Source organism: Psychrobacter glaciei, assembly GCF_014652895.1.
Taxonomy (GTDB): domain Bacteria; phylum Pseudomonadota; class Gammaproteobacteria; order Pseudomonadales; family Moraxellaceae; genus Psychrobacter; species Psychrobacter glaciei.
The window spans coordinates 81,470-93,217 of the sequence record NZ_BMZR01000002.1 but is presented as its reverse complement, the minus strand read 5'-3'; the positions used below and the strand labels follow the sequence as shown (position 1 = coordinate 93,217).

At 42.7% G+C, this 11,748-nt stretch carries 12 protein-coding genes, 1 tRNA gene and 1 other RNA gene; 12 read left to right on the top strand and 2 right to left on the bottom strand.

Features of this window, described 5'->3' with window-relative positions; translation table 11 throughout:
• Positions 1-7 precede the first annotated feature (7 nt).
• Positions 8-631 (top strand): hypothetical protein, encoded by a 624-nt coding sequence (locus IE130_RS05190; RefSeq protein WP_189582758.1) that lies wholly within the window; start codon positions 8-10, stop codon positions 629-631.
• A gap of 117 nt (positions 632-748) precedes the next feature.
• Here IE130_RS05190 and IE130_RS05185 read toward each other — a convergent pair whose 3' ends face one another.
• On the bottom strand, positions 749-1,216 hold the full coding sequence (locus IE130_RS05185; protein ID WP_189582755.1) for an Lrp/AsnC family transcriptional regulator: 468 nt from the start codon (positions 1,214-1,216) through the stop codon (positions 749-751).
• 290 nt (positions 1,217-1,506) lie between these two features.
• On the opposite strand from IE130_RS05185, the gene IE130_RS05180 reads away from it, so the two are divergent.
• Positions 1,507-2,529 carry an EamA family transporter gene (locus IE130_RS05180; RefSeq protein ID WP_189582752.1) on the top strand — a complete coding sequence of 341 codons (1,023 nt, stop codon included), beginning with the start codon at positions 1,507-1,509 and terminating at the stop codon, positions 2,527-2,529.
• A gap of 100 nt (positions 2,530-2,629) precedes the next feature.
• Here the strand turns inward: IE130_RS05180 and smpB are convergent, their stop codons facing one another.
• The gene (gene smpB, locus IE130_RS05175) at positions 2,630-3,106 is read right to left on the bottom strand and encodes an SsrA-binding protein SmpB (protein ID WP_010201796.1); all 477 of its coding nucleotides are present in this window, start codon (positions 3,104-3,106) and stop codon (positions 2,630-2,632) included.
• 252 nt (positions 3,107-3,358) lie between these two features.
• Here smpB and coaD point away from each other — a divergent pair, with 252 nt between their 5' ends.
• The 10 genes from coaD to IE130_RS05125 all read left to right on the top strand — a co-directional run bounded on the left by coaD (position 3,359) and on the right by IE130_RS05125 (position 11,697).
• Positions 3,359-3,883, top strand: coding sequence for a pantetheine-phosphate adenylyltransferase (gene coaD / locus IE130_RS05170; RefSeq protein WP_189582749.1), 525 nt, complete (start codon positions 3,359-3,361; stop codon positions 3,881-3,883).
• Positions 3,884-3,943: 60 nt separating this feature from the next.
• The gene (locus tag IE130_RS05165) at positions 3,944-4,192 is read left to right on the top strand and encodes a YfhL family 4Fe-4S dicluster ferredoxin (protein ID WP_025651626.1); all 249 of its coding nucleotides are present in this window, start codon (positions 3,944-3,946) and stop codon (positions 4,190-4,192) included.
• 55 nt (positions 4,193-4,247) lie between these two features.
• Positions 4,248-5,573, top strand: a complete 1,326-nt coding sequence (bioA, locus tag IE130_RS05160; protein ID WP_189582746.1) for an adenosylmethionine--8-amino-7-oxononanoate transaminase — start codon at positions 4,248-4,250, stop codon at positions 5,571-5,573.
• Positions 5,570-6,310, top strand: coding sequence for a dethiobiotin synthase (gene bioD, locus IE130_RS05155; protein WP_189582744.1), 741 nt, complete (start codon positions 5,570-5,572; stop codon positions 6,308-6,310). The genes bioA and bioD overlap by 4 nt, the downstream gene beginning before the upstream one ends.
• A gap of 85 nt (positions 6,311-6,395) precedes the next feature.
• Positions 6,396-6,778, top strand: an RNA gene (gene rnpB, locus IE130_RS05150) — RNase P RNA component class A.
• Positions 6,779-6,923: 145 nt separating this feature from the next.
• Positions 6,924-7,000, top strand: a tRNA-Met gene (locus IE130_RS05145).
• 236 nt (positions 7,001-7,236) lie between these two features.
• Positions 7,237-8,049 carry an ABC transporter permease gene (locus tag IE130_RS05140; RefSeq protein ID WP_189582741.1) on the top strand — a complete coding sequence of 271 codons (813 nt, stop codon included), beginning with the start codon at positions 7,237-7,239 and terminating at the stop codon, positions 8,047-8,049.
• Positions 8,050-8,089: 40 nt separating this feature from the next.
• Positions 8,090-8,761, top strand: coding sequence for an ABC transporter ATP-binding protein (locus IE130_RS05135; RefSeq protein ID WP_189582738.1), 672 nt, complete (start codon positions 8,090-8,092; stop codon positions 8,759-8,761).
• A 67-nt stretch (positions 8,762-8,828) separates the two neighbouring features.
• A complete protein-coding gene (locus IE130_RS05130; protein ID WP_227676140.1) occupies positions 8,829-9,845 on the top strand; it encodes a KpsE/RkpR family capsule polysaccharide export protein in 1,017 nt (338 codons plus the stop codon).
• Positions 9,846-9,915: 70 nt separating this feature from the next.
• Positions 9,916-11,697 (top strand): polysaccharide biosynthesis/export family protein, encoded by a 1,782-nt coding sequence (locus tag IE130_RS05125; RefSeq protein WP_189582732.1) that lies wholly within the window; start codon positions 9,916-9,918, stop codon positions 11,695-11,697.
• The last annotated feature ends 51 nt before the right edge of the window (positions 11,698-11,748 follow it).

Genomic DNA, 11,748 nt, shown 5'->3' with positions numbered 1-11,748 from the left:
AAAACTGATGACTATTAAAACTCAATCAGTAGAACGAACCGTGTCCGCGATGGCGATAGTACTGGCAAAATATTTAAATCCTGAGGAAGTCTTGCTTCTCACGGCTCAATGGCGACAGTATTCTACGGTTTCCGTAAAAATGATGCAGCAGTGCGTTTTGGAGGCAACGAGACGCTATCCTGAGCTAAAAGCCTATAAGTCTGATATTCGTAAAGGTTTTTGGGATACGATGCAAGCAGACAGTCATCAATTGACTGAGGCAGTTACTGAGGCTAAGACGGTTAATGGACAAAAGTCTGAATCCGAAGCGGTTCAAGCATTTTATACGGTAATGGAAGCGTTTAGCAATCAATTGACCGCACCAGATAATCGCAGTCTGTTTCAAACCTTGCACCAAACTGTTTCGAAAGAACGCACCTTCAAAGGGCATACGCTTAACATTAGTCAGTTTTTAGATGGTGGTCGTCCTGTAGTACCCGATGACATGTATATTTTAAACAATGTGGTTCAACTGGCTTACGTCTGCCTGTGCGATATTGCAGGGCCCGTTGAGGCCGATAACATCTTATTTCAGGTGGCGGAGATTGCCAAACAACGTCATCCAAAAGCAGTGGTCGAAAAGCTGTTTTGATCTAGTGCTGGGGCGCGTTATGAAGGAGTTCCTATGCTAGTTCATGACGCGCTCTAACGCTCAATTTTAATATTTTATAAAAATTCTATTCATCGCAAACAAATCATCATGCTAGCGTCAATCCAATAAAATCTTTGTACCACTTTTAGTGAAATTCATCACAAATTGGCTTTTAAAGTTGCGCACATTATTCTCATAAGTGAGCAAACCTGTCGTGAATCGATGGTAATCACTCATATTTTTGGCATTGACCATCAACATAAAATCCGCGTCACCTGACACTTCATAGCAGCTCATGACCTGTGGCTGTGTATTCATCAAGCGCTCAAATCGATGCTGCATCGAAGTATTTGAGCGCGCCATCTCTATCATCACCACGGCAGTCAGTCCGTAACCCACCTTATTTGGGTCAACGATAGCGACCTGCTTGGTAATGACGCCGTTGCTGATTAATGCTTGGATACGGCGCTGGGCAGTAGCGATAGACACATGCACTTGTTCTGCCACCGTTTTTAATGGCAAGGTCGCATCGTCTTGTAATAGATTTAAAATAGCTTTATCGATATCATCTAAAATTTGGCTCATTATGTTCTCCCTTCTATGAAATGCTTTCATTATTCGTTTTTATCATTATTATCACTATAAATTAAAAGATAAGAAAATATTCAGTTTTGAGTGCTCAAAAAGATAAATTTATTTATAAATAGGTTGTTATAGCAATAATATCTCATCATTAATTCGTAAAATAGATGCTGTTAATCAAGATCAACAATCAAAGCTTAGCAATCAGAGCCTAGAGCTCAAAAAAGCTTAGTCATGACAAATCAAAGCTAATAGCTGGTCTCCTAATATCTATTTAAATGTACGGTGCTTTTATGTCTACTTCCATCCTTTCTACTGTCTTTGCAAATACGCTCGCAACGACTGTTTCGCGCTTACCACTGCCTAATATTTGGACAGCAGGTAGCGCACAGCAGCGCACATTAATGTTAGGCGTAGCGTTGGCCGTGCTGTCGAATTTGTTGTTTGGTGTGCTTTATGCTTATAGCAGCTTTTTAGCGCCATTATCAGGTACGCAAGTGTTTATCTGGCGTATGCTAGCGATGTGGGCGGCACTGATAGGATATTTGCTGATTAGTGGGCGCTTAGGTGTTCATATTGATAAGTTAAAAGTGCTAGGTACTGTGAAGCAATGGGTGTGGTTGTTATTACCAACGCCGATATTCTTAAGTCAGTTTTGGTTATTTATGTGGGCACCCGTGAATGGGCAAGGTGTACAAACTGCGATGGGTTATTTCTTATTCCCACTAATGATGGTTATATTTGGCTGCGTCTTTTTTGGCGAAAAGTTAAGCCGTCTGCAATGGTTGGCGGTTGGCTTTGCCGCATTAGGGGTCGGCAGTGAAATTATCCGTACGCAAAGTATCTCTTGGGCAACGCTTTGGGTCTGCGGTACGTATCCTATTTATTATATCTTGCGTCGTTTGCAAGGAATCGGTGCTGTGACTGGATTATTGGTCGATTTGACGATATTCGCGCCATTTGCTTTGGCTTATTTGTTTTTGATAGCACCGAGTAGTTTAATGCTTGTTAGTGGCTCTGGTTTTTTTATCATGATGCTGGCAGGTCTGGGTGTCATGAGCGTGTTAGCCATGAAAACCAACGTGGATGCCAGTCAAATCCTGCCGGTAAATGTCTACGGTATGATGAGTTATTTGGAGCCTGCATTATTATTCATATTGGCAATCACCGTGTTGGGCAATCCATTTGAATCAGCAATGATTTATAGCTATGGCTTGATTTGGCTGGGTATTGCTTGTTTGGTTACTCATGGTATTCGTCAACTGCGCCGCGCTCGCAAAAACTTATCATCTTCAGTCAAAAAACAAGTTGCGTAGGAGCTACGATTGACAATATGGATAAGCGATAAAAAGGACGGCTCAATTAATCGAGCCGTCCTTTTTACCTTAGATTAAAGTGAATTATTTCATTCGTCCATTAATCTAAATGCTGTTTAAAGCCACGTTGCTTATCACGTTCCCAATCACGATCTTTAAGCGTTTTGCGTTTGTCATGCTGCTTTTTACCCAATGCTAAGCCAATTTGACATTTCACCAGCGAGTTTTTCCAATAGCAGGATAATGGCACGCAGGCATAGCCTTTTTGGTTAACTGCACCCATCAATTTTTCGATTTCGCGGCGATTGAGCAGCAGTTTACGGGTACGGATACTATCAGGACTGACATGCGTAGAGCTGGATAGTAGCGGCTGAATATGCGCACCAAATATAAAAGCCTCATTATTACGGAAGATGATATAAGCTTCGGTAATGGTCATTTTGCCCGCGCGAATGGCTTTGACTTCCCAACCTTGTAACGACAATCCTGCCTCAAACGTTTCTTCAATGAAGTACTCGTGTCTAGCTTTTTTGTTCGCACAAATTTGATTTTCCGGTTTTTTTGATTTTTTTGACATAATTTCTCCATAAGAATCACTCAAAAGTATCGTGTTCTTATCTGACCAGTCCTACTAATTCCTCATCCTAACCCGTTTAATTGGATTATCTTACATTCGAATAATAAGACGGATGAGTCGAACCGCCTATTGTAGCAAAGCACCTCACAAAAATGTAAGTCAGCTGTTAGGACAAATGTAGCAGATAAGTATTAAGTTCGGGCAAAATTTGCTAGCATATGGCGTAATATTACCGACTATATTAGCCATGTTATGAGCCACTCTATTACTTCCAATTCCTCAAAGCTGCACACCAAAATTTTATATCCTGGCACTTTTGACCCGATTACCAATGGTCATGTGGACTTGGTCAAGCGTGCAACCAAGCTGTTTGATGAGGTCGTCATCGCCGTTGCCTCAGGGCATCATAAAAAACCGTTATTTAATTTCGAAGAGCGCGTCACTTTAGTAGAGACCGTGTTCGAAGATTTACCGCAAGTCTCGGTCATTGGTTTCGAAGGCTTGTTAGTAGATTTTATGCGTGAAAAAAACGCCACTGCGGTATTGCGTGGTCTACGGGCGATGTCGGATTTTGAATATGAGTTTCAGCTCGCTAATATGAATCGCGAGCTCGACGAAAACTTTGAAGCGGTGTTTTTGACCCCTTCTCAAAACTATTCATTTATCTCGTCGACGATGATTCGCGAAATAGCCAGACTTGGCGGCGATGTCAATAAATTTGTCCCTCCGTGTGTGGCACAGGCTTTTACAAAAAAACTGTCTATTAAAGACAGCTAGCCCTTTAATAAGCTCATAGCTACAGCATATAGGCTAATAATAAACAATAAGGAGCAGTTTATGGCGCTATTAATTACTGATGAATGCATCAATTGTGATGTGTGCGAGCCTGCCTGCCCAAACGAAGCCATCTCAGAAGGCGATGATATCTATGTCATCGATCCTGATTTATGCACGGAATGCGTCGGTCATTTCGATGAGCCGCAATGCGTGGTTATTTGTCCGGTTGACTGTATTCCTCATGATCCTAACCATGTCGAAACTGAAAGTGATTTGATGTCTAAATACAAACGCATTACTGGTCAATAAGTGACTCATATACTATTGATAACATCTGGATTTAAAGCGCTTTAGGGACAATGTAATGACGATAAATGCAAGCCAGATAACGAGCGACTTTGACCAGCAGCATCTTTGGCACCCGTATGCCAGCCTACCACCGACTTATCCCAATATCGTTATTGATCGTGCAGAGGGCATCTATATCATCACCGAAGATGGTACGCGCCTGATCGATGGCATGTCGTCGTGGTGGGCGAGTGCACATGGCTATAATCATCCCAAACTAAATGCGGCGATGATTGAGCAGTTGGGCAAAATGGCGCATGTCATGTTTGGTGGTTTGACGCACCAGCCAGCGATAGATTTAGGCAAAAAGCTGCTCGATATTGTTCCTGATGGTTTAGAGGCTATTTTCTATGCGGACAGCGGCAGTATTGCGGTAGAAGTTGCACTTAAGATGGCATTGCAATATCAGATTGCCGCCAAGCGTCCACAAAAATGCCAGTTTGCTTCAACCCACTCTGGTTATTATGGCGACACGTGGCATGCGATGAGTGTTTGCGATCCTATTAATGGTATGCACAGCTTGTATGGCAAACAATTACCGATGCAGTACTTCGTTCCTGCCCCGCCATTAGGGTTTGAGCGTGTTTTAGTGGAAGAAGAACGCACCGCACTGACAACGTTTTTTGATGAGCATAGCGATAAGCTGGCAGGCTTTATTATCGAGCCGATTATCCAAGGCGCTGGTGGCATGCGTTTTTATAGCCCTGAATATCTGCAATTGCTTCGTCAACTGTGCGATGAACATGATGTGCTATTGATTGCGGATGAAATCGCCACTGGTTTTGGACGTAGTGGCAAGCTGTTTGCTTGTGAGCATGCGGGTATCAGCCCTGATATCATGACGATTGGTAAAGCCTTGACGGGCGGTTATATGACGTTTGCCGCGACTTTATGTACGCGCCATATTGCTAATACCATTAGCCAAAGCGATTATCCAGCACTGATGCATGGCCCAACCTTTATGGGTAATCCGCTGGCATGTGCTGTTGCTTGTGCCTCCATTGATTTAATATTGTCCTATGATATTGAAGCGCGTACAGCCAATATGCAATCTGTCATGGAACAGCAACTTGCTCCAGCTGCTATGTTAAATGGTGTTGCTGAGGTGCGTTGTTTGGGTGCGGTAGCAGTGATTGAGCTGCAAGAAGCCGTTGATATGCCGACCTTTCAAACATTGCTGATTGAAAATGGTATTTGGGTCAGACCCTTTGGTAAGTTGGTCTATATTATGCCGCCTTACATCATCACTGATGATGAGCTGGTAACGTTATGCCAGTCATTACTAACCGTCGTCACTGCTTACTTGGGTCAAATTTCTACGACCGATAGAGTTCTGCTATGAGCGTGCTATTTATCTCTGGTATCGATACCGATATTGGCAAAACCTATGCCACTGGAATGCTTGCAAAAGCCTTAATGCAGCAAGGCACAAACGTTATCACTCAAAAGTTAGTCCAAACGGGCGTTAGTGTCAATCCAATGACCGGTGAAATGGGTATTGCTGATGATATCATCACGCACCGCGCGTTGATGGACATACCGCTACAGCCTTGTGATTTGGATTTTACTACTTGTCCTTATCGTTATAAAAAACCTGCTTCACCGCATCTTGCGAGTAGACTATCCAAACAAACACTCGATCCTGAAGTTATTACGAACGCTACAAAAAGCTTGCAAGCTGATTATGAAGTAGTGTTATTAGAAGGCGCAGGCGGATTGCTAGTGCCCATTACTGAGCAGCTATTCGTCTTAGACTACATTGCTGCTCAAGGCTATCCGATTCTTTTAGTTACTTCGGGTCGCTTAGGTAGTATCAATCATACCTTACTTAGTCTCGAAGCTATTACCCAGCGAGGCTTACAGGTTCATACTGTTGTCTATAATCATATCCATGACGATACCGATAATACTGATGTCGAGATAGCCGATAGCACGATTGAGTTTTTACAGAATCATCTACAGCAATATTATCCAACGACACACTGGCTACAGTTACCCCATTTAGAAAACCATTCAATGTCTGATACTAAAACAGCGTTTAAGTATCAGACATGGTCTTTGCCAAAGGACTTTATTTAAGTAGTTTATGAATAATATCTTTGTGAATACAAATAAGCGTAAAAGATATTCCTAGACGGCGATTAGATTTGCTATACTAGCGCGCTTGGTAGACTAGGCAATCGCCGCTGCACACTGGCAACAGATGAGCAGGGGAGGAAAGTCCGGGCTACATAGGGCAGCGTGCCAGCTAACGGCTGGGCAGGGTAACTTGACGACCAGTGCAGCAGAGAGTAGACCGCCTTTGGCTTATATAGGTATCGCAAGATATTCATGTCATCGGTAAGGGTGAAAGGGTGCGGTAAGAGCGCACCGCGTGGCTGGCAACAGTTCACGGCATGGTAAACTCCGCGCGTAGCAAGACCAAATAGGCATCGGCATGGCGCGGCCCGCGTTCGATGCGGGTAGGTTGCTTGAGCGTACGAGCGATTGTACGCCTAGAGGAATGATTGTCCACGACAGAACCCGGCTTATCGGTTTACCAAACCTTTTTAATGGCTGAAATTGTATTTATAAAATGCTTACTGTATGTTGGTGAGTATTTATTTGCAGAAAATGCCATATTTTTTCGAAAAAAATGCCTTTTGGGGGTTGACGAGGTTAGTCAACTTGGGCATAATACCGAGCCTAAAATGGCGATGTAGCTCAGCTGGTTAGAGCGCATGACTCATAATCGTGAGGTCAAGAGTTCAAGTCTCTTCATCGCCACCATTTATAGCAAGACTAGTAACATTAAAAAAAACCAATCCTTCGTGATTGGTTTTTTTTTGCCTAAAATATGTGACGTGAGTATCTATCAATGGTAGGTAAATCGAGTTTTTGACTTTAATTACTTGCTGATTTCTTACTAAATCATAGGCTTATCTGTTTAGACACAGATTAATTGTTGTAACTTATGTCGCGCTTACTTATCATAGGGGCTGTTTTCGGTAAAGTCCTGTAACGCCATGTCTGTACAATTACCTCCTTATCGTCCGATCAAGCATCGTAGTGGCCTCAAAGTCATGGGTGCCGCATTTCATGCATTATTGATGCGTGAACTACAAACTCGCTTTGGTGGTTATCGCTTGGGCTATCTCTGGGCGCCATTAGAAATAATGTTCCAAGTTGCTATTTATTTAATAATATTTGGCGCTATTATGACTCGTGTATTGCCAGGAATGGACTACATGCTGTTTTTGGTCGCAGGATTGGTACCATTTCGCATGATGAGTACGATAGCAATACGATCGTTAGGAGCAGTTGAGGCCAACCAAGGTCTATTAATGTATCGCTCGGTACGGCACATTGATGTCATTATTGCCCGTTCATGTTTAGAGCTAGTGATTTATTTTTTCACCTTTATACTGTTGTTAGTCATACTTGCTTTTATCGGTATCCCTATTAGTCTTGCGCATTTAAATATAGTCTTGTTTTGCTGGTTGACCTTGTTTTTATTTGGTTTTGGTTTGGCCATGATAATGATGGTTGTTGGCTACTATGGTGGTGAGATTAGCAAAATTATCAGTTTGATTTTTACTATCTTATATTTTGCGTCCGGTATTATGTATTCTATTCATATTATCCCAGAGCCGTATTTTAGTTATTTATTATATGTTCCATTTGTTCATAATATTGAGTTAATGAGGAATGCACTATCGCCTACTTATCCTGCATATCATATTGATATAGGTTATTTTTTAAAGTGGATGGTGGCAGTAAACTTCTTAGGTTTATTGATGTATAAAGCAGTAGAAAGAGATCTAATACGCTCTAAATAAATCATCAAGTGTGATATCCGTTTTAACTTAGGGCAAGCGAATGATTGAGATTAAAGGTGTTTCTAAGTCATTTATGACAAAGCAAGGTCGGCATTATTTATTCAAAGACTTAAATCTGACCATTGGTGATAAACAAAGTGTCGGTTTACTTGGTCGTAATGGCGCGGGGAAGTCAACTTTATTACGTATTATTTGCGGACTAGATAAGCCTGATCACGGAGAGATTATCACCAACTCGACTATTTCTTGGCCAGTGGGGGTAGCCGGCGGTTTTCAAGGAAGCTTGACAGGTCGTCAAAATGTCCGTTTCGTTTGTCGTCTTTATTCTAGTGGTCCTTATATTGATGAAAAGATTCGTTTCGTTGAAGAGTTCGCAGATATTGGTAATTATTTCGATATGCCGGTTAAGAGCTACTCATCAGGAATGAAAGCACGCTTGACGTTCGGCTTAAGCTTAGCGTTTGATTTTGATTACTATATGCTCGATGAGGCAGGTGCCGTTGGTGATGCAGCTTTTCGTAAGCGTAGTGAAGAGATTTTGGCAGCGAGACGTGCACAAGCAGGGTTTTTAATAGTATCGCATAACATCGGTGATATTAAGCGTAATTGCGATATTGGTATTGTGCTAATGGATCAAACAGCACACGTCTTTGAAGACACAACAGAAGCGATTGAGGTATATGAAGAGCATGTCCACAAAGCGAAAAAATAAGATAATTGACTTCTCGCTGTTTATTGGCTTGGTGGTCCTCCCTTGGGTGCTAGTGATATTTTATGTCATGACCCTTGCACATCCGCGGTTTATTTCGACGGCTGATGTGGTCGTAAAACAAGTGAGCGAATCTAGCGTGCCATCTGGTGGCGGTTTATCGGCCTTATTGGGTGTGAATAGCACCAGTAAAGAAGATGCAACCTATCTGACTGAATATATCTTGTCTAACGATATTGTGAAGCGCCTCGATAACAAGTTCAAGTTCCGAGAAGCTTATCATGTTGATGGCTCAGATCCTCTCAATGAAATTGACCCTGATGCCTCGCAAGAAGATTTACTCGAATATTTCAAAAGCCGTGTCCATATCAATCTTGACGAACAAAGCTATGTGCTTTCAGTATCGACAGAGGCCTTTGATTCGGCTTATGCTTTTGAGCTTAATAAAGCGATTTTGAGTGAGTCTGAGCAGTTTGTAAACCGTATCTCACAAGAAGTTGCTCGTGATCAGCTAGTATTTGCAGAGACGCAACTCGATGAGTCACAAGATCGCTTGAATGATGCCAAAGAGCAGCTACTTAACTATCAAAACGAAAATGAGATTTATGATCCGCAAGCCAATGCCCAAATTGTTAATCAGCTGATTGGTAGCTTACAAGCGCAGCTTAGCTCATTACGCACAGAAGAGCGACAACTGCTCAGCTATTTGAATCCAGATGCACCGCAAGTGGTGTCATTAAGAAGTCAGATAAAAGCGGTTGAAGAGCAAATCAATCAAGAACAAACCAAATTGACGTCACCAAACACCACCAAATTGAACCGTCAAGCGGTACAGTTTGAGACGATTAAAGCCGACGTTGAGTTTGCCACTGAACTATATAAGTTGTCACTATCATCGCTTGAAAAGGCACGTTTAGAAGCCTTTAAAAAGATGAAAAACTTGATTGTGATTTCAACCCCTTATGAGGCTGAAGAGTCATCATATCCACGTCACATTTATATCATTTGGACATCGCTTGCATTGCTTTTGATGCTTTATGGCTTCGTACGTTTAGTGATGGCAGTGGTTCGTGACCATCGTAGCTAGATTTGATCAAGGCAGTTTTGACAAACCAGATACCAGTAATGATCGACAGATCTGCAAAGGAATACAACGCATGAACATAAAACCACGTCCTATCGTGACGATGATTAAGGTAATGAGCTTGACGATGGCTGCGACCAGCATCTCAGCACTCGCAGCGACCAGTTATGCGGATCAAATATCAGGATCTAGCTTTGGCACTAGTAGCAATAGCATGAGTCAAGACCAAAACCGCAGCAATATCAATGTCTCAACGCAAGCTTTTGCTGGCGGTGTGCCAGGTCAAGCAACGACTCAAGAGGCAGTCGCTGCAGCAAGCTTACCGAGTCAGTCGGTTATTAACACCACACGCCCTTATCAAGACATCAATACCCAAGATTTGATGTTTGGCGAACAGTTATTTCGTGGTGCGTTCTCGACGACTTCTGGCTCTACCTTTAACGACAGCTATGTGATCAACCCTGGTGATAATGTACAGGTGCGGATGTGGGGTGCCTATCAATATGCGGCAACGACAACTGTTGATCCGCAAGGCAATATCTTTTTGCCTAATGTTGGTCCAGTCCGTATTTCTGGTGTGCAAAATGGCAGTCTACAAAACGTGGTCAAGAGTGCTGTCAGTCGCATTTACCGCTCGAACGTTGGTGTTTATGCATCTTTAGAGCAAGCACAACCGGTTAAAGTTTTCGTGACTGGCTTTGTCAAACAACCTGGTTACTACGGTGGGCTTGCCGCAGATTCGGTGTTGTCTTATTTAGATCGTGCAGGTGGTGTCGACCCAACACGTGGTAGTTACATTGATATCCAAATCAAACGCAATGGTCAGATGCTACAGCAAGTCAATTTATATGATTTTTTATTAGCGGGCAAATTACAATCATTTGCGTTTCGTGACGGCGATGTGATTACGGTTGCGCCGCAGAAAAAAACGTTTGTAGTGGGTGGGCAAGTTCAGAATGAATACACCTTTGAATTTGATGTGAATGATTTGACCATTGGTGACGTATTACAAGTGGCCAGTCCAGCAGCGAATGCCACCAACGTTAGTATCACTCGCAGTGCAGGACGAGCGCAAACGGCAGAGTATTATTCCCTTGCAGAAGCGCAGAATGTCCCTGTCTATAATGGCGATCAAATGGTAGTGACCTCAGATCGCTATGCAGGCACCATCGCTGTACAGGTGAAAGGTGCGCATACGGGTAATGGCGCGATGGTTGTACCATACGGTGCTCGCCTAAAAGATATCGTCCCTCAATTGCAGCCGAGTCCACTGGCGAAACTGACGCATCTCACCATATATCGTCAATCTGTTGCTGAACAACAAAAACGCATGATTAATGAATCGCTTGATCGTTTGGAAGAGTTAACACTAGCCACTCAGTCAACGACTCGTGAAGAAGCAGCACTACGCCAAGATGATGCTGCACTGGTTAAGCAGTTCGTCGCCAAGGCGCGTAATGTACAGACTGATGGTCAGATTGTTGTTGTGCCAAACTCGTGGCAGGATATTATTCTGCAACAAGGCGATATTATTGAGATACCAGCGCAAACATCAGTCATTACAGTTAATGGTCAAGTACGAGCACAAGGCGCACTTACCTTTAATCCTGATTATACCGTTGGTGATTATGTTGCCAATTCTGGTGGTTTCTCTGATAATGCCGACGTTAAAGAAATTTTGATTATTCATCAAAATGGCGCTAGTGAAGTGGTCAACACTGCCTACCGTATTCAGCAGGGTGATGAGATTATGGTGCTCCCGAAAGTCAAAACCAAGCGTGTGGAAATTGCTCGTGGCTTATCGCAAATTATCTATCAATTGGCAATTGCGGCTAAGGTTGTATTAGATCTATAACGGTTCATACTGGTTATGTAGATTGAGACATCAATGACTAATAATGACTAA

Coding starts and splice junctions, on each gene's coding strand:
- IE130_RS05190 (WP_189582758.1), top strand. CDS start 8: ATGACTATTAAAACTCAATCAGTAGAACGAACCGTGTCCGCGATGGCG.
- IE130_RS05185 (WP_189582755.1), bottom strand. CDS start 1,216: ATGAGCCAAATTTTAGATGATATCGATAAAGCTATTTTAAATCTATTA.
- IE130_RS05180 (WP_189582752.1), top strand. CDS start 1,507: ATGTCTACTTCCATCCTTTCTACTGTCTTTGCAAATACGCTCGCAACG.
- smpB (WP_010201796.1), bottom strand. CDS start 3,106: ATGTCAAAAAAATCAAAAAAACCGGAAAATCAAATTTGTGCGAACAAA.
- coaD (WP_189582749.1), top strand. CDS start 3,359: ATGAGCCACTCTATTACTTCCAATTCCTCAAAGCTGCACACCAAAATT.
- IE130_RS05165 (WP_025651626.1), top strand. CDS start 3,944: ATGGCGCTATTAATTACTGATGAATGCATCAATTGTGATGTGTGCGAG.
- bioA (WP_189582746.1), top strand. CDS start 4,248: ATGACGATAAATGCAAGCCAGATAACGAGCGACTTTGACCAGCAGCAT.
- bioD (WP_189582744.1), top strand. CDS start 5,570: ATGAGCGTGCTATTTATCTCTGGTATCGATACCGATATTGGCAAAACC.
- IE130_RS05140 (WP_189582741.1), top strand. CDS start 7,237: ATGTCTGTACAATTACCTCCTTATCGTCCGATCAAGCATCGTAGTGGC.
- IE130_RS05135 (WP_189582738.1), top strand. CDS start 8,090: ATGATTGAGATTAAAGGTGTTTCTAAGTCATTTATGACAAAGCAAGGT.
- IE130_RS05130 (WP_227676140.1), top strand. CDS start 8,829: ATGACCCTTGCACATCCGCGGTTTATTTCGACGGCTGATGTGGTCGTA.
- IE130_RS05125 (WP_189582732.1), top strand. CDS start 9,916: ATGAACATAAAACCACGTCCTATCGTGACGATGATTAAGGTAATGAGC.